Source organism: Gymnodinialimonas sp., from assembly GCF_059726805.1.
In genome coordinates this window covers 569,717-590,700 of the sequence record NZ_AP041059.1, presented here as the reverse complement: position 1 = coordinate 590,700, position 20,984 = coordinate 569,717, and the positions used below count along the sequence as shown (strand labels likewise).

21 protein-coding genes are annotated in these 20,984 nt (G+C 61.4%); 5 read left to right on the top strand and 16 right to left on the bottom strand.

Features of this window, described 5'->3' with window-relative positions:
- Window positions 1-30: 30 nt before the first annotated feature.
- The 3 genes from AC6I9R_RS02970 to AC6I9R_RS02960 all read left to right on the top strand — a co-directional run bounded on the left by AC6I9R_RS02970 (window position 31) and on the right by AC6I9R_RS02960 (window position 1,659).
- On the top strand, window positions 31-939 hold the full coding sequence (locus AC6I9R_RS02970; protein WP_461429088.1) for a hypothetical protein: 909 nt from the start codon (window positions 31-33) through the stop codon (window positions 937-939).
- Window positions 940-1,033: 94 nt separating this feature from the next.
- Window positions 1,034-1,249 carry a helix-turn-helix transcriptional regulator gene (locus AC6I9R_RS02965; protein ID WP_461429087.1) on the top strand — a complete coding sequence of 72 codons (216 nt, stop codon included), beginning with the start codon at window positions 1,034-1,036 and terminating at the stop codon, window positions 1,247-1,249.
- Between the two features lie 254 nt (window positions 1,250-1,503).
- Window positions 1,504-1,659 (top strand): hypothetical protein, encoded by a 156-nt coding sequence (locus tag AC6I9R_RS02960; RefSeq protein ID WP_461429085.1) that lies wholly within the window; start codon window positions 1,504-1,506, stop codon window positions 1,657-1,659.
- Window positions 1,660-1,932: 273 nt separating this feature from the next.
- Here AC6I9R_RS02960 and AC6I9R_RS02955 read toward each other — a convergent pair whose 3' ends face one another.
- The 14 genes from AC6I9R_RS02955 to AC6I9R_RS02890 all read right to left on the bottom strand — a co-directional run bounded on the left by AC6I9R_RS02955 (window position 1,933) and on the right by AC6I9R_RS02890 (window position 16,116).
- Window positions 1,933-2,952 carry a glutathione S-transferase C-terminal domain-containing protein gene (locus tag AC6I9R_RS02955; RefSeq protein ID WP_461429084.1) on the bottom strand — a complete coding sequence of 340 codons (1,020 nt, stop codon included), beginning with the start codon at window positions 2,950-2,952 and terminating at the stop codon, window positions 1,933-1,935.
- Between the two features lie 10 nt (window positions 2,953-2,962).
- Window positions 2,963-3,595 carry a hemerythrin domain-containing protein gene (locus AC6I9R_RS02950; RefSeq protein ID WP_461429083.1) on the bottom strand — a complete coding sequence of 211 codons (633 nt, stop codon included), beginning with the start codon at window positions 3,593-3,595 and terminating at the stop codon, window positions 2,963-2,965.
- A gap of 65 nt (window positions 3,596-3,660) precedes the next feature.
- On the bottom strand, window positions 3,661-4,842 hold the full coding sequence (locus tag AC6I9R_RS02945) for an OsmC family protein (protein ID WP_461429082.1): 1,182 nt from the start codon (window positions 4,840-4,842) through the stop codon (window positions 3,661-3,663).
- Between the two features lie 66 nt (window positions 4,843-4,908).
- A complete protein-coding gene (locus AC6I9R_RS02940; RefSeq protein ID WP_461429081.1) occupies window positions 4,909-5,886 on the bottom strand; it encodes a TAXI family TRAP transporter solute-binding subunit in 978 nt (325 codons plus the stop codon).
- 13 nt (window positions 5,887-5,899) lie between these two features.
- The gene (locus AC6I9R_RS02935) at window positions 5,900-8,026 is read right to left on the bottom strand and encodes a TRAP transporter permease (protein ID WP_461429080.1); all 2,127 of its coding nucleotides are present in this window, start codon (window positions 8,024-8,026) and stop codon (window positions 5,900-5,902) included.
- Window positions 8,007-9,644: a sulfatase-like hydrolase/transferase gene (locus AC6I9R_RS02930; RefSeq protein ID WP_461429079.1), complete on the bottom strand. Its 1,638-nt coding sequence runs from the start codon at window positions 9,642-9,644 to the stop codon at window positions 8,007-8,009. The genes AC6I9R_RS02935 and AC6I9R_RS02930 overlap by 20 nt, the downstream gene beginning before the upstream one ends.
- Before the next feature lie 3 nt (window positions 9,645-9,647).
- A complete protein-coding gene (locus AC6I9R_RS02925) occupies window positions 9,648-9,932 on the bottom strand; it encodes a DUF2218 domain-containing protein (RefSeq protein ID WP_461429078.1) in 285 nt (94 codons plus the stop codon).
- A 2-nt stretch (window positions 9,933-9,934) separates the two neighbouring features.
- Window positions 9,935-10,084: a hypothetical protein gene (locus AC6I9R_RS02920; protein ID WP_461429077.1), complete on the bottom strand. Its 150-nt coding sequence runs from the start codon at window positions 10,082-10,084 to the stop codon at window positions 9,935-9,937.
- Entirely contained in the window at window positions 10,077-10,829 is a 753-nt protein-coding gene (locus AC6I9R_RS02915) for an SDR family NAD(P)-dependent oxidoreductase (RefSeq protein WP_461429076.1), read from the bottom strand. The genes AC6I9R_RS02920 and AC6I9R_RS02915 overlap by 8 nt, the downstream gene beginning before the upstream one ends.
- Window positions 10,830-10,875: 46 nt before the next feature.
- On the bottom strand, window positions 10,876-11,694 hold the full coding sequence (locus AC6I9R_RS02910) for a glutathione S-transferase family protein (RefSeq protein WP_461429075.1): 819 nt from the start codon (window positions 11,692-11,694) through the stop codon (window positions 10,876-10,878).
- A complete protein-coding gene (locus AC6I9R_RS02905) occupies window positions 11,691-13,130 on the bottom strand; it encodes an aldehyde dehydrogenase family protein (RefSeq protein WP_461429074.1) in 1,440 nt (479 codons plus the stop codon). The genes AC6I9R_RS02910 and AC6I9R_RS02905 overlap by 4 nt, the downstream gene beginning before the upstream one ends.
- 19 nt (window positions 13,131-13,149) lie before the next feature.
- Window positions 13,150-14,511 (bottom strand): TRAP transporter large permease, encoded by a 1,362-nt coding sequence (locus tag AC6I9R_RS02900; protein WP_461429073.1) that lies wholly within the window; start codon window positions 14,509-14,511, stop codon window positions 13,150-13,152.
- Window positions 14,508-14,996, bottom strand: a complete 489-nt coding sequence (locus AC6I9R_RS02895; RefSeq protein WP_497863058.1) for a TRAP transporter small permease — start codon at window positions 14,994-14,996, stop codon at window positions 14,508-14,510. The genes AC6I9R_RS02900 and AC6I9R_RS02895 overlap by 4 nt, the downstream gene beginning before the upstream one ends.
- Before the next feature lie 106 nt (window positions 14,997-15,102).
- Window positions 15,103-16,116, bottom strand: a complete 1,014-nt coding sequence (locus AC6I9R_RS02890) for a TRAP transporter substrate-binding protein (protein ID WP_461429071.1) — start codon at window positions 16,114-16,116, stop codon at window positions 15,103-15,105.
- 203 nt (window positions 16,117-16,319) lie between these two features.
- Between AC6I9R_RS02890 and AC6I9R_RS02885 the strand changes: the two genes are divergently transcribed.
- Window positions 16,320-17,114 carry a GntR family transcriptional regulator gene (locus AC6I9R_RS02885; RefSeq protein WP_461429070.1) on the top strand — a complete coding sequence of 265 codons (795 nt, stop codon included), beginning with the start codon at window positions 16,320-16,322 and terminating at the stop codon, window positions 17,112-17,114.
- 14 nt (window positions 17,115-17,128) lie between these two features.
- Window positions 17,129-18,409 (top strand): alkyl sulfatase dimerization domain-containing protein, encoded by a 1,281-nt coding sequence (locus tag AC6I9R_RS02880; RefSeq protein WP_461429069.1) that lies wholly within the window; start codon window positions 17,129-17,131, stop codon window positions 18,407-18,409.
- Between the two features lie 75 nt (window positions 18,410-18,484).
- Here the strand turns inward: AC6I9R_RS02880 and tcuB are convergent, their stop codons facing one another.
- Window positions 18,485-19,549, bottom strand: coding sequence for a tricarballylate utilization 4Fe-4S protein TcuB (gene tcuB, locus AC6I9R_RS02875; protein WP_461429068.1), 1,065 nt, complete (start codon window positions 19,547-19,549; stop codon window positions 18,485-18,487).
- The gene (gene tcuA / locus AC6I9R_RS02870) at window positions 19,539-20,924 is read right to left on the bottom strand and encodes an FAD-dependent tricarballylate dehydrogenase TcuA (protein WP_461429067.1); all 1,386 of its coding nucleotides are present in this window, start codon (window positions 20,922-20,924) and stop codon (window positions 19,539-19,541) included. Before tcuA ends, tcuB begins: the two co-directional genes overlap by 11 nt.
- Window positions 20,925-20,984 lie beyond the last annotated feature (60 nt).

Sequence of the window (20,984 nt, the reverse complement as noted above, 5' to 3'; positions counted from 1 at the left end):
AATCCTTGTCGGGGCTGCTTTGCTTATCAAATGACGCCATCTGAACGCGAAGACATTATCGAAACTGCGCTGCGCGCCGAGTTCAAACGCATCTGGGATTGGGAACCCGACGTCGTGGAGCACCCCTTCGGGCCAGACGACACCGACTACATTGAAGAATTCAATAAGCGCCTTAGCCTGTTGCGTGAGATCGCACGGAGCGACTTGCGCAAACTGTCCAACGAAGCGTTAGTAGCTATTCGAGACGATCCTCCGAACGAGTTCACCATTCGCACCGCTCCATTCGAAGCTCACCTCACAGTAGACCCAAGCAAGTTTAGGATTCGCCAACCACCGGCCATTGCCTATGGATATGGCCATCCACATTTTGCACCTGAGTTCACATACTGGTGTCAGATGCCAAATCTCAGTTTGTACGAAGCCGCAGCGCTTGCTGTCGGTGATGATCCAGAAAGGATGACAGAAGAAAAGATTCATGGCCTAAAAAAGCGCGGCGCTTCGGGTACTACCTTGTGGGCGGCTCACAAATTCCTGCTTAAGAGGCTCGAACAGTTCATACGGATCTACCCGCATACTGGCTTCGGCTTTGGCAGAGTTTCGCTTCACCGGCTAGACAAGTGGTTCAAAGAAATTGACTTGGAGATTCATCCCGATTTCTGTGCGGCGATAGACACGCAATTGGGTACAAAGACTGCTACCGGCAATCCAACGCATGGCACTCTTAGGAGCCAAGAACGCACAACACTCCTGAAGCTTATCGCGGCGATGGCTTGCGAGCAGTATGGGTATGATCCGTCGGCTAGTCGAAGCGAGGTTCCGTCGCGCATCGCTGAAGACCTCGATCTTGTCGGGCTTTCTATGGACCCAAAGACAGTGCGCAAGTGGTTGAGAGATTCCGCCGAGTTAGTCGATCAGTCTTATTGGAAACGCGACACTTGAAAAGGATTCCTCTGGGAAAGATACCCATTCCCCCACAAACCAACCCGGAAAGGTGAGGGTCTGCCTAGACCAAATAACATCAAGGTAGACCACGATGGACGCCCACGATTTCCCGCAAACAGGCCTTGTGAGGTTATCACAAATCCTCGCCCCCAAAGGCCCGATCCCGGTTTCAAAGTCGACATGGTGGCAGGGAGTGAAAGACGGGCGCTTCCCCCAACCCACCAAGCTTGGACCTCGCACGACAGTCTGGCACGTCGAAGACATCCGGGGGCTGTTCGAGGGCGAGCGCCATGGCAAAACGTCCTGACCCTCGCCGACTGCGCTCTTCGCTGACGTACACAGTGCCCGAACTGGCCCGTGTTTGCGGTGTGACAGAGGGCACCGTCCGGGCATGGTTGAAGGAGGGACTTGCGGCGCTCACCACGCAGCGCCCGACCCTGATTACGGGCGACGCCGCGAAGGCGTTTTTTGATCGCACGTCGCGCCCTGAAGAAACGCCCCACTGGGCCCGACGAACTCTGGTGCATGTCGTGCAAAGAGCGGCGCAAGGCATTCGAGGGGATGGTTGATCTGATAGGGGCACCCGGCCAGACGCCCCGCATCCAGGGCTTTTGTGCTGTCTGTGAGACGGTCTGTAGCCAGATGGTCAAGCGTGCCGACATCCCCGCGTTGCACCGGGTTTTCCAGATCAGCCGCAACCCTTCCAAAGCACCCTAAGGGATACGCCCCAGCCCGATTAAAACCCACACTTCAAAGGGATGCCCCATGGCCCGTAGCCTATCGCACTTCTGGTTACTTAGGTGCCTTAAGGTATCTTCTTGTCCGACAAGGCCTAAACGAGGCCGGGGCAGGATGCAGGACAGGTTGGCGGGGTTGGTCCGAGGCTCGGATGCTTTTACATCGCCACAATCCTTGGGCGGTACGGTCCCAGTCCCACCTTTGCCAGCACCCTCAGGTGCTGTTCTATGGCAGCTCAAAGGCCAACCGGCATCAGTTCTCCGGTAATTCAGCGTGCAGGTACGCCTCTGGGTAGGGCATTGGTTTGAGGGGGCCGACAGGGACCACTCCGTTCCAGCTGCGGCCGAAGTATCCTTGTCGGCAATGCACCAGGGAACCCGCGTCGGCTACGCCTTCAAGCGCGTAGACGCGGCACAGCCAGCGCCAGAGGTGGGGATAGTCGAGGATGCGGGCGCCGTTCAATTTCATTCGGACGTAGTAGACCGGATCATGGCGGTAGAGGGTTGGGAACAAGCGCAGGTCGGCTTCGGAAAAGGCGTCGCCCAAAAGGAAGTTGCGCTGGTCTGATAGCAGGGCTTCCAGCGCTTCGAGGGTGTCGAAATAGGCCTCGAACGCAGCCTGGTAGATGGCCTGATCCGAGGAGAAGCCCGCCTTGTAGGCGCCGTTGTTGATGGTGACGTAGATCCGCTCGTTCAGCGCATCGATGGCGGATCGGGCCTCGGGGTCGTCGGGGTACAGCCTTGGTCGGTCCGGAGACGTGCTGCCCAGGGCGCCCGCGTGGGCGTCAAGCATCCGCAAGATCTCGGCGCTTTCGTTGTTGACGATGCGACCGGCGATCTTGTCGTAGAGGATCGGCACCGATTGCTCTTCCGACCCTTCCTGGCGGTAGATCTCTTTGGCGAGCCGCAGGCCCAGGCCGGTGCCGGTTTCTGGGGTACATTCCGGAAGTGCTGCGCCGGTGAGGGTTGCGATACGATGCGGAGAGAACTCCCAAAGGTTTGGGCCCTCTGGATCATCCTCGCCGGTCCGATTGGGAAAGGCGACGTCCATGGTTATGGCGTCCGTCAGACCCAGGACCGCGCGGGCAAGCGTGACGCGGTGACACCACGGGCAGTTGAGCGCCACGAACAAATGATAGCGCCCGGGTTCGGGGGGAAAATCCGGGTCACCGATCGCATGGCGAAATCCACTGACGCCGCGCACAAATTCACCCTGTGCGCGGCGCTCTTTCGCTTTCGTCTGATCTTCCTCGATTGAGGGTTTCTGGGCCATCTCCCCACTCTCACCCTCTTAGGCGATGATGCAAGATGATTGGCACGGCCAGTTCCTCTTCATCGGTGAGGTGTCGCTTCAGGAACGCCTCGATCACCTCACTGGTGCCATGCACACGCGCGACCTCTTCACGGGCCTGCGCCGCATCTAGGGTGGCCAGTTTGATCGCGCGGTTGGCGGTTCGGGTGAAGTCGTCCAGGACTTTGTCGAGGTCTGCGTGATCCGTCTCCAACACCTCAAGACCCGCATCGAAACGGGGATCCGCGGCGGAGAGTTCGGGGAAGTAGCTGTGATCCTCCCATCCGTGATGGCCATGCAGGTTCCCCACCAGATTGCCACCGTAATACGAGAGCCGGCCGGCATAGGCATCAATCTCCATATCGCGGTTCAGATAGGCTTCCGCGTCCAGGCGCACCTGTTTGGAGACACGGCGGAACATCTGGTGCGCGCTGAGCCAGTGCTTGGTCTTCTCGTGGAAACCGGGATGAGCCTCCCAGCTGTCGCGGGGATATGTGTTCAAGAGAAACCGCATGTCTTCCGGCATCTCGTCTTGGCGAATGTGATATGTGTCGAGCATCGGTCTACTCCTTTCCCACAGGACGTGGGGCGGCGCGGAGCCCGCCACCAGACCGATCAATGCCATGGCAGCTATGCGCCTGCGGCGATGCTCGCTTCGCAATCTGGGCGCCGTTGCATGCCGCTCGACGCCTAATGCCTGACCACTTTCAGTTTGGTTTTCAGATCCGTCCGGCAGAAAGCGTGGAGGAAACAGGTCCTCTCGGAAATATCGAGCATCTCTTGCGCGGTCGCGTCACTTTCCCCGGTTTCAAGGTAGACGTGGGTCTCGATCGGGTCGGCCGCGCCGGCTTTGCCGGTGCCGCCAGATGCGCCGCCCAGGCTGAAATGCGTGTCCTGCACGATGCGGTAGTCCGACAGATCCAGTTCCAGCATCGACACGAAGCGCCCGAACTGGGTCATGAAGCAGAAGCCTATGCCCGCCGAGATCAGCGTGTTGGCATCAGGCCCGCGGCCATCTTCGGACGACAGGAACCGAAACGATGTGCCGTAGGGCGAATACTGCATCTGCTGGATGTCCTTGATGCCATCCTCCCGCAGGACGGCGACGGCCCCGATGTTCAAGCGCCGGTCCTGTTCGTCAGACAGGGAGGAGCCGCCGCTGGTCGTACCTTTCGCGACCTCTTTCTTCGGGGTCAGGCCGACCGGGCCCATGAGCGGCAGATCCGAGGGGTCAGGCATCGCCTTGGCGAAATGGTTGCCCGGGTCGGGAAACAGCGCTCCCTCCAGTTCAGAGACTTTTGCCGTTGGCAGTTCCACACCGTTCTTGCCCAGTTTGAACAGGCTTTCCAACTGACCGCGCATGAGCCCGTTGAGCGGCGAGGCGTAGGTGGCCTGGATCAGGAATTCATTGAGCGCCGCGTCGTCCAGATCACAGTCGATCTCGACCTGCAGCTCGATATTCTCGGCCCCGCCGACCATGGTGCGTTTGGGCATGGAGCCTTTCATCGTGTAGTAATTGTCCTGGATCAGCTTCAGCTTCCGGATCTCTACGCCGCGCTGTTCGGCGAGCGCTGTAATCTCATTCATGAAGCTCGCGACCATACCGCAGGACAAAAATGCCAGTGGGCACGGGGCCGCGTCATGGCCATTCAAATAGGCGCCTTCGTCTGAGACGAGCCGCCAGGTTTCGCCGGTTTTGGCGGAGCGGACCAAAGCCTCTTTCTGGAAACCGCTCAGCGACCGAACCCAGGTGCGCAACGCGTCCCCTTTGCGGTTGTCGGGTGCGTCGATGCCCACGGCGTCGGCATTGGCGAGTTTGAAGAAGGGCGCCAGCCCGCTGGTGCCGATGATGTCTTCGCCGAGCTTTGCCATGGCGGTGTTCCTTGAGTTCATATGGACAGAGGGAGCGACGCCGGAGCAGGTCCGGCGCCGGTCGTATCAATCGATTACGCCAACCTCGCGGTAGTAGCGGGCGGCACCGGGGTGAAGGGTCATGCCGCCGATATTGGTCGGTGCGAAGGCCACATCTAGCGTGCTGACCCATGGGGCGTCAGAGGTGATCTGATCTATGTTTTCCCAGAACGTGCGGGTGATCTGGTAGACGATTTCCTCGTCCAGATCGGCGCTGACGCCGATCCCGACCGAGGTGTTGAATGACATCACGGGCCCGTCGTTCATCTGACCCTCGTAAGAGCCTGCGGGCACCTCGTCGCGGTAGCGGAAGTTGCCCAGAAACTCATCCACCGCTTCCCCGTCATGGGCTTCCGGGCCGATGAAGCGCAGCTCTTCGGTTTCGGTGAACTGGATGAACTGGCCGCAAGGATCAAGGCAGCCGTTCACATAGACATCGATGGTCCCGTCCAGAAACGCTTGATATCCGGTCTGCCAGTTGGCGGTAATCGCCTCGTAGTCCTCGCCCACCACAAGGCCCGTGGTGGATTCAATCCAGCCCCGCGCCGCATTGAAGGCGCCGCCGCCTTGCGGGCCGAGGAAGACAGATGCGCCTTCCAGATCGTCGAGCACCTGGATGTCGCTGTCGGCACGCACCGTGAAGTGGTACTGGCCGTAGGGGTAGAGCATCAGCAGTTGAAGGTTTTCAGCCAGCTCAGGGGCGTCCGGCTCATTGGCAAACATCGCGCGACCGCCGACCATCAGCCTGTGAATGACCGGATTGGTCATGGCGAAGTCGAGGTTGCCCCGGGCAACTTCCAGACCATGCAGGGTGGCGGCCCCGCCAGCCGAAACCTCAATCTCGACGCCGTCGAGGTTCTCGGTCACGATATTGGCGAAGGTCGCCATGGTGATCGCGGCACTCAGACTTGGCGCGATGGTGGCCATCCGCAATGTCTCGTCCTGGGCCTGGGCCGCGCCGGACAATATCATGGCCGAGCAGACGGCCGTTGAAAGAATACGCATGAAAGTTCCTCCCTTATTCAATGCGTTGAGCGGGGGAAGTTTGGTCAACGCGTGACGGCTCCCCTCCGATGAAGCGGTGCAATACGACGAGGGCGACACCCGCCCCGAAGGCGGGCAGAGCCACGGTCATGTTTGGCAGAATGACAGCGATCCCGACGACCAAACGGACGAGGCGTTCCCATAGCGTCAGGCGGTTCTTCTCAAACCCGGTAAGCGCGGAGGCCATCAACCAGACGGCCAATCCAAAGGCTGCGATGATCCAGAAGAAGTCGAACCACGTGACCGTGGCCAGATCTATAATGGCGCGAGAGTTCGGAAGCTCTCCTCCGAACCAGCCGAAGAGGACCTGAAGCTTATAGAGAACGGCCGGGTGGTAGACGAAAACAAAGGGGATCAGGAAGCCCGCCAAAGCCAGCCGCGCCGCCTGAAATCCGGTCTGCACCGGATCCGCACCTGCGATGGGCGCAGCGGCGAAGGCCGCAAGCGCCACGGGCGGGGTGACGGTGGACAGGACTGCAAAGAACACCACGAACAGATGCAGGGTCAGGGGCGGGATGCCGACGGCGTCGATGCCAGAGCTGAGCGCGATGACGATGATGAAATACGTGGCACCGGGTGGCAGCCCCATGCCCAGAACAATGGCCCCAAGCGCCACCACGAAAAGCGTCAGCAAAAGCGGCCCATCTGCCAGTTGCGCCAGAAACAGCGCCAACCGCCCCGAAAAGCCTGAGACCTGGATCAACCCCACGATCAACCCGATGGCCGTCACGATCACGACGATGGAGGCCGACATCCGCCCTGCTTGAACGAATGCCTGGAACACGCGGCGCCAGGACCGGAAGCCCGGAAACAACACAAGGGCCGCGACCAGCGCCACGATGAAGCCGAAAAAGCCCGCTTTCGGCACCGAAGGTTGCGTGAACAGGAAGTAGCTCAGCACGCCCAAGGGGAGCACGAAGACGAGGCATTGGATCGCCTCGGGGCGCGAAAGCTTCGGACGCTCTGCCTCCGGAAGGGGGCCGACGCCTTGGCGCCGGGCCTCGAAATAGACGGTCAGAAATGTGCCGAAGTAGAAGAAGATCGCAGGCACGATCGCCGCCACGATGATGTAGCGGTATTCCAGCCCGATCTGCCCCGCGACAAAGAAGGCCACAACGCCCATCACCGGCGGCATGATCTGCCCACCGCTGGAGGCCGCAGCCTCAACCGCCGCGGCGAAGGCGGGCTTGAAGCCCGAGCGTTTGATGACCGGGATTGTCATGACGCCCGTGGAGACGACGTTGGAAATCGCAGCACCACTGAGCGTGCCAAAGAGCGCCGAGGAGGCAACGGCAGCATGGGCCGCCCCGCCGGTAAAGCGCCCCGTCATGCGGTTGGCCAGCTTCATCAACAGATCGCCCGCGCCCGACGCCATCAGCACCGCGCCAAAGACGATGAAGATCAGCACGTTGCCCGACACCACCTGCAAGGGTTGTCCGAACATGCCGCCGGTTTGCGACCAGAAGTTCAGCACCATTGAGCGCATGGATTGAAAGACCGTCGACTCCGATCCAGCAAGGATGCCCATCCATTCCGGCAGCATCCCCCGCACGAAGAAATAGATGACCCAGAAGAGGCAGAAGCCGACGATGAAGCTGCCGAATTGCCGCCATGTCAGGTAAAGGGTCAGCGCGGTTGCCAGCGGGAACAGGAAGAAATCCAGCGTCGTGGCCGAGGGCAAGGCCCCCCCGTCGACGGACAAGAGCTTCATCACCCAGGCCAGGAAAACCGCGGTCGATATCACCGTCAGCGCCCAGTTGAGCCATCGGGCGCGCATCGGCAGGGTCAGGAACGAGATGGCGAAGGCAAACAATATCGGCAGACCCAGGATCAAGCCGGTGGGCAGAAGGAACGCGCGCTCGAAAGCCTTGAGCGCCGCGCCCAACCAATGCTCGCGAAACAAAAGCCGTTGATCGCGGCGCGACAGGTCGTCGAAATCGGCGGTCGTCGTCTCGATGATCCATCGCACCAGTTCCGACACGGGGCCCGAGGCCGCGTAGATCAGGATGACCAGCGTGAAGGCGAAAGCGATCCCGTTGGACAGGCGCGCTTCCAACGGCGTATCCGTCATGTCGCGGCCTTCACGCATCTGCTGGCCCATCCGGGATCACCGCGTTGTCGGGGTCGATCAGATCATCCTCGTCCCAATAGCCAATCAAGACGCCTGCCTTCTCTTCAAACGCGGTGAAGCGGGCGGCCATCTTATCGCTGTAGGTTTCGCGTTGGCGATATTGCAGCGCCCAGTCGGCAAGGCGCGCGTGCATGTCGCGCCGCACGTCAGCATGGTCGGGAGACCGGCCCAGATCAGTCAGTTCCTGGGGGTCGCCTTTGCGGTCGAACAGCACCGGGTCGAAGCCGGGCGCATGGATGTATTTCCAGTCCTGCGTCACCAGCATGTAGATCCGGCAATCGCGCGGTCCCCGGCCCGTTTCCGGCGCGAAGACCTGCTGGTGATAGTCGTATTCGCTGACGACGTAGTCGTTCACGTGGGCAGCCTCGCCCGTCAGCAAGGGGCGGAGCGACACCCCGTCGAGGATATGGCGCGGAGGCGTGCCGCCAAACTGCTCCATGAAGGTGGGCAGCAAGTCGATACCTTGCACCAGCGCATCGCTTGTGGCTCCGCGCGTCGCATCCATCGCCGGATCGGGGTCGGCGATGATCAGCGGCACGCGGACGGATTGGTCGTGGAAGTAGTCCTTATCCCCCATCCAATGGTCGCCAAGGTAGTCGCCGTGATCAGACGTCAGCACGATGGTTGTGGTCTCCATCAAGCCCCGTTCTTCCATGAACGCGAAGAGCTTTCCCAGCTGGTCGTCGATCTGCTTGATCAGGCCCATGTAGGTCGGCACGACTTTGCGGATCGCCTCATCGCGGCTGAAGGTCTGGCCCGCGATGCGGTCGACGAAATGCTTGAGCAGCGGGTTGGGATCGATCAGTTCGGCCTCGGCCCGGACCGGATCCTGCACATCGTCGGGACCATACATCGTGTTGTAGGGCGCGGGCGCGATGTAGGGCCAATGGGGCTTGATATACGACAGGTGCAACAGCCACGGCGCCGCGCCGTCATCTTGCGCCATGAACGCCATCGCGCGGCGAGTCATGTAGGGCGTTTCACTGTCTTCCTCCGCCACGACGGCGGGCTGATCGGCGATGTCGTTATAGAAGCCGGACCGCAGGCCATCCGGCGTGTCGACAGCATTGGCCGCCCAGTGCCAGGGGTTGCTGCCGTCATAACCCTTGTCGCGCAGATAGTCGTTGTAGCGGGGCTGCCCGATGCGCGGCAGCATCTTGTCGGGGAAAATCCCGTCGTCGCGCTCGAACGGCTCAAACCCGGCCTCTCGGTGATGCACGCCGATCTGGCTGTTAGGATCAAGGCCCAGACGCTCCATCCCCTCACGGTCGGCCATCATATGGGTCTTGCCCACCAGCACGGGGCGCACGCCCAAGGGCTTGAGGTGGTCGCCGATATTCCGCTCCCCCACGCGCAGGGGCACGAAGTTAGCCGTTGCACCGTGGGAGGAGACATAGCGCCCCGTGTAGGTGCTCATGCGGCTGGGGCCGCAGATGGGCGACTGGACGTAGGCGTTCGTGAACCGCACCCCGCGTGCAGCGATCTTGTCGATGTTCGGCGTATGCAGCGTCTTGTGACCGGCGCAGGACAAATAGTCGAACCGAAGCTGGTCGCACATGATGAAGAGGATGTTTCGGGATCGGCTCATCGCTTAGTCTTTCCAATCCACGGACAGCACTTCGCGAAAAGCAAACCGCTCCAGATGGGAGGTCAGCACGGTGCGCAGCCTGTCCAGATCGGCGTCATTCCCGGCTTCTGCAGTCATGTGAAGCGCGCCGTCCTGCGCCCGCAATTCAGCGCTACCAAAGCCAAACGCGATGGACCCCGCGTCCGGCGAGACCTGGGTTTCCAGCTTGTGGCCGAGGTGCTTGCAGAGTTGCTGCAGGTAGCTGCTGGCCTTCGGGGTCGCGATGGTTGCACGGGAAATGTGGTCCACGTTCAGGCCCCCTCCTGCCCATGGACGGTCTCGGCGGCCGTCCGATGAGGGTGCAGCCCCAAGGCGAAGGGAGGCACGGCGGACCAATCGCAATCGGTGCCGCCTTGAGGGACGAAGGAGAACTGCGTGCCCATGTCCGCGGCCTCAGACATTCACCTTGCCACCGTCGACGTTCAGCGTCTGGCCGGTGACGAAATTGCTGTCGGAGGAGGCGAGGTAGATCAGTGTGCCCAAAAGGTCCTCCGGCAGCATCTTGCGCTTGATGGAGCGCGACGCGACCGTGGGCGCGCGCGCCATGTCGAACCCGGCGTTCCCCGCAAGCCCTTCGCTTTCTGTCAACCCGGGCGCGATGGCGTTGACCTGGATGTTCTTCTCACCCAACTCGCGCCCATGGCAACGGGTCAGGGCGATCACGGCGCCTTTTGATGCGGTGTAGTGGGACAGGCCCGGCGGTCCGTAGTAGAACGTGCCCGAGGCGATGTTGATCACCTTGCCGCCGCCCGCCTGCAGCATCGTCGGCACGATAGCCTTCATCACCTGATGCACACCGCGGGCGTTGACCCGCATGATCGTTTCGAATTCCTCATCGCTGATCTCGAAGAAGGGCTTCGGCGTCAGCGTCGCGAAAATGGAGGCGTTGTTGACCATGATGTCGAGGCCGCCCATGCCCTTGGCCGTCTCGACCATCGCGTTGAGGTCGTCATTGTCGGTGACATCCACCTTCATGCCCTGCGCCGTCCCACCGGCATCCGTGATGGCGGCCACAGCCTTGGCCGTATCCTGCACGTCGGTCACCAGAACCTTCGCGCCCTGATCGGCCATGGCCTTCGCCATCAGTGCGCCGATGCCCTGTGCGGCCCCGGTGATCACGGCGGTCTTTCCCTCTAGGCGTCCCATTGCATTCCTCCCTTTTCCCCATTGCGTTTCCGCCAATGGGTTGATTTCAAGTCTCAATTCCCAGGATCTTCGCGACCTCGGGCCAGCTTTTGGCCCCGTTTTCGCGCAGATCATTTGTCAGGTCTTCCGGCACCCAGTCGATCAGGCACGTCTTGAAGTTCGGGCGCGCTTCGATCGCGGCGAACCAGCGTTCCACGTTGGGCAAACGCCCGTTCTCCCACATCCCGCGCATCGACATCATCGCAAGGCGGTTGACGTAAGGCGTCAGCGAGATGTCCGCGATGGAGAACCTGTTGCCGACAAGCCAGTCCTGCCCCTCCAGCGCCGTTTCCATCTTTTGCAGATAGCTATCGTAAAGCTTCACCTTCTCGGCCGCGCCCGGCGCGTCAAACCCGTAGCGGGTGTAGCTGTCCTTGAGGTCTTTCCAGTTGGACGTCACCGACATCGATGGTGTCGAGGCCAGGAACTTGTCCCGCCCCTCCTCGCCCAGGTTCTTCAAAACCGTATGCCGGTGCGAGCAGACAAACGTGACCGCGCCGCAGGCCGGGTGCAGGTCTTCGTCCACGGCCTTCGTCCAATAGCGCACCTGCGCGCGTTCCCACGGATCGGCGGGGTGGACGCTGGTTTCGGGCGCGATCTGGTCGAGGTATTCGATGATGACCGTGCTGTCGGGAATGATTGTGTCGTCGTGTACCAGCGTTGGCACAACGCCCTTGGGGTTCAGCGCCAGGTAGTCTGGCGCAAACTGTTCACCGGCCAGGATGTCGATATAGACGCCGTCCCAGGGCAGCCCCTTTTCCTCCATCGCAAAGCGAACCTTTGCCGCGCAGACAGAAGACCCGTGGTGATAAAGTGTGAATGTCATAGCTGCACCGTCACCCATTTCAGTTCTGTCATGGCTTCCATATCCGCATCCGTCCCCTCGCGGCCCACGCCGGACTCTCCGTTGCCGCCGAAAGGCACATGGGCTTCATCATGGATCGTGGGGCCGTTGATATGGCACATGCCTGCGCCGATATTGCGGGCGAAGTGGAAGGCACGGTCAATGTTCTTGGTGAAAATGGCCGAGGACAGGCCGTATTCGCTGTCGTTGGCCTTCTCCAACCCCTCCTCGTAACTGTCGATGGGGTAGATGGAGGTGACGGGGCCGAACGTCTCGCTTCTGCACAGCGTCATGTCTTCCGTCACGCCGGTCAGCAGCGTTGGCTGGCAGCGGTGACCCTCCCATGCGCCGCCCGCTGCAATCGTCGCCCCTTTGGCGACGGCATCGGCGATATGGTCGCGCACCCGGGCGCGCTGGCGGTCCGAGATGATGGGCGCGATGACGGTGTTGGGGTCTCGCAGATCCCCCATGCCCACCTTGGAGGCAATCATGGCGAAGCGCTTGACGAATTCATCGTAGAGCGGGCGTTCCACATAGAAGCGGCTGGACCCTATACAGGCCTGGCCCGCGAACATGAAGATCGAGCGCGCCGCCAAGGGCATGACCTTGTCCAGATCGGCATCGGCAAGGACCACGGTGGGGCTTTTGCCGCCCAACTCCAACGTGTTGGGGGTTTTGTTGCGGGCGCAGATCTCGTTGATGTGCTGCCCCACGACGGTGGAACCGGTGAACGTCACGAAATCCACATCCCCGTGGCCCGTCAGATCGTCCCCGATGTCCGCGCCCATGCCGGTGACGACGTTGTAGCTGCCCGCCGGGAACCCGGCCTCGGCCACGATCTCGGCAAACAGCACCGTCAGGTGCGGCGCCAGCTCGGACGGAAGATGCACGACCGTGTTGCCCACGGCGAGCGCGTTGGCGACCAACCGTGTCGTCTTGATCAGCGGCACATTGAACGGGGTGATGACGGCGACAACGCCAAGGGGGTCCCGGATCGACATGGAGAAGGTGCCGGGCCTGTCGGACGGGATCGTCTCGCCCCGCACATTGCGGCAGAGGCCGGCTGCGGCGCGGACCATCGTCAGGCCTTTGGTGAACTCGAACATTGCTTTCTGGATCGGGGACCCGATCTCATCAATCAGGCAATCGATCAGCTCTGACTTACGCTCTTCCATGATCTCGGCGACGCGCAGCAACATCCGCTCGCGCTCGGATGGTGTGGTTTCGCGGTAAGCGGGAAACGCATCTTTCGCGGCGGCCACGGCGCGGGCCATGTCGGTGCCGGTTCCTTTTGCCGCCTGGGCGTAAAGGCTGTCGTCGAGCGGATTCAATACGTCGAAAACGTCGCCACCCTCGGCATCGACCCAATCGCCGCCGATGAAGTGTTGGAGCGTTCTGATCTCGGTTTTCGTATCCATGACATGAATCCTTCTGCTGCTATCCGCCGACCAAAGTCTGCGGCAGGAAAAGCGCGAGTTGCGGGAAGAGGATGAGCAGGACGATCATCAGAGCCATGGCGAACCAGAACGGCCAGATGCCCTTGAAGATACGGGCCATCGGCACGTCGGGAGCAATGGATTTCACGATGAAAACGTTGATGCCCACGGGCGGAGAGATCATCCCCATCTCTAGCACAATCACCACGATGATCCCGAACCAGATCAGGTCCCATTCCAACCCGATTGCGATGGGGATCACGACCGGGATGGTCAGCACCAGCATCGCCATGGATTCCAGAAACATGCCAAGGATGATGTAGATGGCGATGATCACCAGCAGGACGCCCACATCCCCGATGGGCAGCGACGTCAGAAGTGTGACGGCCTGCGCGGGGACTTCTGTCAACGACATGAACGGGATGAAGACGAACGCGCCGATGATGATCAGGAACACGGTCGCGGTGGCATTCAGGGTTTGAGAGATGACGGTCTTCACCGCCTGGAAATCCAGCGAGCGGCGGAAGACCGCGATGACGAAGGTAAAGAACGCCCCCACGGCGCTGGCTTCCACCGGCGTGAAGAAGCCGGTGTACATGCCGCCAATGGTGACAAGGACAACGCCCAGGATGGGCGCGGCGTTGCAGAGGGAAGCAATCCGGTCCTTCCGTTCTGAGCGAGGGCCGCGGGGGCCTGCGTCGGGGGTGCGGAGCACGGTCAGGTTGATCGCGCCGATGAACAGCAGCGTCAGGATAATGCCCGGAATGATGCCCGCCATGAACAGGCGGCCAATGGATTGCTCGGTCAGCACGGCGTAGATGATCATGCCGCCAGACGGCGGGATGAGGAAGCCAAGCGTCCCGCCCGCAGCCACGGACCCGGTCGCGAGACTGTCGGAGTAGTTGTAGCGCTTCATCTCGGGCAGCGCGACGCGGCCCATGGTGACGGCGCTGGCAAGGGATGATCCGGAGAGCGCCGCAAACCCTGCGCAGGCCGCGATGGTGGCGGACGCCAACCCACCGCGCATATGGCCCATCCAGCGGTACGCGGCAGCGAATAGATCGTTCGACATGCCGGACACGCCTGCAAGGCTGCCCATCAGAACGAACATCGGGATCACGAGGAGGTTGTAGTTCGACGCGGCCTCAAACGTTTCCCCCGACAGGTTGGAATAGGCCACGCGCAACCCGCGCGACCACGCGCTATCGGCATCCATCCCAAGAAGCAGGAACTGGTTGGCATTGGCGGCGATGGTGCCAATGAACCCCACGCTGAGCATGGAAATGGCCACCGGCATCCGGGCCAGCAATAGGATCAGCAGCGCCAAAAGCCCCAGTATGCCAAGCGCCGTCATGCTCATCATGGCGCGTCGCCTTCCGTGCCCGGGCGATCAATCTCTCGCCCCGTGATCAGCAAGGCGACCTCCAGAAGGAGGATCACGGCGTAGGCCGCGATGGCCACGGCCAGCAGGTAGTAGAAGGGCTCGTAGGAGATCAGCAGTTGCTGCGTCGTCTCGCCGAACCGAGAGGCGTTTGCACCAGACTCCCAAAGCCGCCACGCCATGATGGCGAGCAGGCCGCAGCCGAAGATCTTCACCAAGATCAACGAAAGCCTGGAAACCAGCGGCGACATGTAGGGCTCCAGCATCTCGATCTCGATATGCGCGCCGTTGCGGGCGCCAAAGGGGATCGACACGGCAACAACGAATACCAATGCGAGGATCAGGATGTCTTCGGCGCCCTGGATCGGCGAGTTCAGCGCCTTGCGCATGATCAGCACATTGACCACGCTCAGTAGCGTCATCATGGCCAGGGCGAGCCCGCCCACGATCAGCACGAAGCCTTTCATGGTGCGGTCAATGGCACGCCAGATGTTTGGCCCTTGCGACATGACGATGTTCCCAAAGAATTGGTGTGTGTCCGGGAGCCCGAAGGCCCCCGGCGGGCCGGTGAGCCTACTGGTTCAGCGCCTCATAGATCGCGCGCGCATCGTCGATGCCGCGGGCTTCATAGTCGGCGAAGATCGCCTCCATCCCCGGCACCATCGCGGCCTCCAGCGCGGCGCGTTCCTCATCGGACATGCGCACCACCTCAAAGCTGCCGTCGCCCAACCGATCCTGCATCATCGCAAGCGAGCGCTCGTCCGCGCCGTCAAAGCTGGCTGCAATCTGCATGGAGATCGCCTCCTCGCGCAGCTCGTCAATGATCGCGCGATGCTCGTCGCTCAGGCCCTCATAGCGCTCGCGGTTCATCAAGACGAAGACGACGGCGTGCTGAACCGGCACGTTCTCGACGAAGTAATCGGCCACGTCCCAGAAGTTCCAGGGCGGCGTCATGTTGTTGTAGGTGGCGTAGGCCGCGTCGATCGTGCCCGTGGACAGGCCGGTGTACATCTCCGTCACCGGCATCTGCACCGGGACCGCGCCTGCGGCTTCGATCAAGGGTGTTGTCAGGGCGGCATAGGGCACAAGCTTGGCCCCTTCGAACCCCTCCAACGTGGACAGGTCACGGGTCGACGCGATGCCGATACCGGCCGCCGTGGACAGGCCCAGCATCACCACGTCCTCATATTCCTGCGCGAGGTATTCGTCGTAGATCGACAGGATACGCTGCGTGGCCTCGGCCGAGCTTTCGGCCTCCCCCGGCAAGATCGCCAGCATCGTGCGCGGGAAAATCGTGGGCGTATAGGCCGAGACACCGAAGGTGATGTCAGCCACGCCTTCCACAACCCGGCGGTATTGTTGGACAGGCCCCGCACCGAGTTGTCCGGCAGGGAAGACCTGCAACGTCAGATCACCGCCCGAGCGGGCCTCAAGCTCTTCCGCGAGCCAGGCGAACATCACCGAATTGGTGTGGTGCTGTGGCGGTACGAAGCTGGCGACGGTCAACTCTTCCGCGCTGATCGTTTGAGCGGAAAATGTCAGCCCCAGCGCGATGGCCGCCGACGTCGTGAAACGCGTGAATCCCATGATATCCTCCCAGATTGGCCAGGGCGTGCGACGCGACTTGGGATCCCAAATGGATCATCCGCAGCCATCACAACCGCCCGGCACTTCGATTCTCACGTATTAAGGCGCAATTAAGGATCCCAAATCAAGGGAAAAGTGGGTTCAAGGCCGGAATGAGCCGCTAAACACTTGACTTTGGGATCCCAAATTGACTGAGTGACAGCATGGACTCGATTGATACAGAACTGGCCGTCCGAATTCGGAACGACATTATTGATGGCGCCTACGGCGAGGGTGAGCGTCTGTCAGAGGCGCAATTGTGCAAGACCCACAACGTCTCGCGCACGCCCGTGCGTCTGGCGCTGCGCTTGTTGGAACGCGAGGGCGTGATCCGGCGTGGCGACGGGCGCGGTTACATCGTGATGAACCCGACCGTGACCGATGTGCTCAACGCGGTGCAGGTGCGCGGGCACCTCGAAAGCCTGGCCGCGCGGCTGATGGCGCAATCGCCCAACCGCGAAAACCTTATCCCCGCGCTTGAGGGTGCCATCGAAGAAATTGACCGGCTGATTTCGATTGGAAAGATGGACGACGCCTCTCTGCGATTGCTCCAACACCAGAACGCGGTCTTTCACAGAACGATCCTGGAAGGCTGCGGCAATGAATTCGTCAGCTTCACCTGCGATCAGATCAGCCATCTGCCGATGCTGGAAGTGGGCTCCATGGTGTTTGACCAACATGTTCTGTCTACGGACGATGGGATCGAACGGAGCCTGTTTCGGCTGCGCATCGGCAATTCGCAACATCGGGTCATCTGCGAGGCCATCCGCCGGGGCGATGCGGTCCGCGCCGAGGGCATGATGCGCGAGCATTCCAATACGATGGTCGAATACATCGAGGTATTCGAGATGCGAAACGAGAAACTGACGGTGAAAGACCTGATCAGTTATTCCGGCATAGATCTTGATCGCTCCGCGCTCAGCACACCCCCCGCAACCGAAGACCTTTCCGCCCCCTGATCGGAGTGACGACCATGCCAGCCCATCCGGATTTGATCGCCCAGAACGCGCAATTCGTGAAGCAAATCCATACACTTGCACCCAATGTCTATTCGGCTGTGGGCTACGCCGCGTCGAATGTGCATTTTCTGGTGGGCGACACCGGTGTGGTCGTCATCGACACCACCGAAACCACGCAGGCGGCCGAGAACATCCTGGCCGATTTCCGCGCGATCAGTGATCTGCCTGTCACGACGATCATCTACACCCACTCGCACCGCGACCACATCTCGGGCGCGACCGTGTTTGCGGAGGGGAGGGAAGTTGAAGTTATCGCGGCAGACAACTTCACCTCGGACCTGGTGGGCGTCGATGATGCGCGCCCCGCCCCCAACGCGGCCCTGATGGCGCGGACGAAACGCCAGTTTGGCATTTCGTTGCCGGGGGATGAGCGGGTCAGCCTTGGCGTGGGACCCGGAGACCGGCCCATGAAAGGCATGGGCGCGGGCTATATGGCGCCGACAATGCGCATCGCCGAAACCACTCAATTGACCCGCGAGGGCTTTGATCTTGAGCTGGCCAAAGCCCCGGGCGAGACGCCTGATCATGTGGTGGTCTGGCTTGCGGCCCATCGCGTCCTCTTTAGCGGCGACAACTTCTACCACGCCTTCCCCAACCTCTATGCCATTCGCGGAACGCCCTACCGCGACTTCGACGCCTGGGCTGACACGATGGACCAACTGATGGCCTTTGCGCCCGAGGTTCTGGCGCCCGGCCATACCAGCCCGATCATCGGGGCGGATAGGATCAAGACCGCGCTTTCGGATTACCGGGATGCAATCCGGCATGTCGTGACGCAAACGGTTGCTGGCATGAATGCGGGCCTTGACCCGGTTACCATAGCGGCCAACCTGACCCTGCCTGAGGGCTTGGCAGACAAGCCCTACCTGCAAGAATTCTACGGCAGCATTGCCTACGCCTCGCGCGCCTATTTCGCCGGGACGCTGGGGTGGTTTGACGGCAACCCAACCAGTCTTGGCCAGCTTCCTCCGGAGCAAGAGGCCCGCAAACTCGTTGCTTTGCTTGGCGGCCCGGCAGCGGTTCTGGAGGCAGCGACAGCCGCTTTGGAGGCTGGTGACTTGCAATGGGCGATGGAATTGGCCGATCGCCTCATCTCGATGGATGCCGAGCTAAGCGGCGCGCGCGGTGTCAAAATCAACGCCCTCCGCCAGATCGCGGACCAGACGGTCAATGCACCCACCCGGAACTACTACCTGCTTTGTGCGCGGGAATTGGAAGAGGCGGGTGACGGCTAAGGCGAGCCAGCGGCCCATCCTGCAAAGGTCGGCCACAAGCCAGCCCGTCGCGCCTTTTGAGGTGCGCAGAAGCCCCTAGACGCCTTTGCGTTGGGCGTCACGCACAAGGGCGGCCATCCGGTAAAACCCGTGGGCCATCTTCGTATAGGGCATCAAAAGGAAGAAGGCCAAAACCGCACCGAGGTGGAGGGCCAGGAGCGCGGGCATCAGGGTCGTTTGGCCAAGGGCATAGAGAACCAGCCCGCTGAAACCGACGATTCCCAAGAGACCGATGAAGGCGAATTCCCCGCTCAGGGCCGATCTTGCGCCGAGCGCCGGGTCCGCCTTGCGCTTCAGGTCAAAAAGCCAGACCGCGCCGAAGGTCATCAATATGCCACCCGGCACGCCGAAAAGCTTCGGCAACGACCAGAAGCCATAGGGCGCGGGCATGTCGAACACGTAGTGCATGACGGTGCTGGACGAGGTGCTCGCAAAGCACAGAAGGAAACCGTGTAGCACCAGTTGGTGGGCGATCCGGCGGGCTTGCGTGAAGCGGTCTTCATCCTCGAAATTGCACCCTTCACCGTGGCCGCCCGCGAGGTTGCGCATGTTCGCAGCAGAGCGGAGGGCATCGGCGATCTGCGCCCAGGTGACTCGGTCGCCCCCTGTCGTCGCCCAGTAGCGACGCAGGCTGATGCCCATACTGGCGATCGGCAACAGGAACGCAGGCGCGAAGATCGCGACCATCAGGTTATGGGAGATCACGGCGTAAAAGCCCGCTCCGACCCCTTGGCCAAGCCATTTGGCCAGCACGAAAAGCAGCGCGAAACAGAGCGTCGCCAGCGCCGCAATCGCCATGCCGTTCTTTTGAAACGCGCCCGCGAAAGCGCGTGGAAAGGCGAAGTCGGCCCAACTGTCCTGGCGCACCTCGGCCAGGGCGGCAGGCAGGTTGAGGTCGAACTCGTGTGGGGCCGTGTATTGGCAGGCGTAGTAGCAGCCCCGGCAGTTGTGGCAGAGATTGGCCAGTTGCGTGATGTCCCCGTCCGAGAATGCGCGGTTATCGTGAAGCGACGGGAAGACCGAGCAATAGCCCTCGCAATATCGACAGGCGTTGCAGATCTCGGCTTGGCGGCGCGCCTCTTGGATCAGGTCAATTTGCATGTTTTGCAGCCTCTTGCCCGGCGATGCGGCCAAAGACCGTACCGATTGTCATGCCAAACCCGGCCAAGTAGCCCTGGCCCAGGATGGAACCTGCCATGGTCTCGCCCGCGGCCCACAGGTTGGATACGGGACGGTTGCCGATGCTGCATTGGGCCGTGTCGTCAACCTTCAGGCCCAGATAGGTGAAGGTGACGCCCGTGCGCAGGGAATAGCCGTAGAACGGCGCTTGCGTGATCGGACGCGCCCAGTTTGTCTTCGGCGGGCTCAAACCCTGCGTCGCGACGCCGTCCAACTCCGTCGGGTGGAACGCGCTTGTGTCGCCGCAATGGGCGTTGAAGGTGTCGACCGTGGCGCGCAGCTTGTCGGCGGGCAGGCCCATCTTTTCAGCCAACTCCTCCAACGTATCCGCCTTGATCGGAGGGAAAACTGAGGGCATGAACAGATCCAAGGATTTGGCGTCGATGATTGCGTAACCCACTTGATCGGGCTGAGCGGCGACCAGACGGCCCCAGATCGCATAGCGTTTTGGCCAGACATCTTCGCCTTCGTCATAAAAGCGCTGAGCGTCCTTGTTCACCACGACGGAAAAGGGCACGCAGTCCAGCCTTGTGACGATGCCGCCGTCGTACTTGGGCGCGCGCCCGTCGATGGCCACGGCGTGGCATTGCGTGGGGTCGCCCACCTGCTCGATGCCCTGGTCAAGCAAATCGGCCAGGACGACGCCGCGATTGTAGGGCGTGCCACGGATCAGGAAGTTCTTGGCGGCGGGCCCCCATGCCCGCGCGAGCCAATCGGTATCGGCCTGAAATCCGCCGGAGGCAACGACAACGGCTTTCGGCTTTAGCCTATGGGTGGCGCTGGCGAGTTCGTAATCGAGGTAGACAACCTTGTCGTCCTCCACCTCCAGATGGGTGACCTTGGCCTCATAAATCACATCGATGCCAAGCTTGGCGGCGGTCCGGTAGTAGGCGTTCACCAGCCCCTTGCCGCCGCCCAGAAAGAAGGCGTTCGTGCGCGCCAGCGACAGGGTGCCAGACAGTGACGGCTGAAACCGAACGCCGCGCGCTTCCATCCACGGCAGACATTCCTCTGAGGTGCGAATGGCCAGACGCGCCAACCCCTCGTGTGTCTTGCCGTCAGTGACCTTCATCAGATCAGCGAAGTATTCCTCTTCGCTGTAACTCTCGATCAGGGGGCCAAGGGGGCCCGCGTGCATGCAGCGAAAGTTGCGGGTGTGGCGCGAGTTTCCGCCACGATAGGCCTTTGGCGCAGCCTCCAGGATCAGCACTTTCGCGCCCGCTTCCGCTGCTGTCATGGCGGCACACAGGGCAGCGTTACCGCCGCCGATCACCACAATGTCGTAAGCTGATGCCATGTGCGTCCCCTTCACGCGGCACCATAGAAAGGTGCCTTTGATTTGACTATTGAGTGTTTC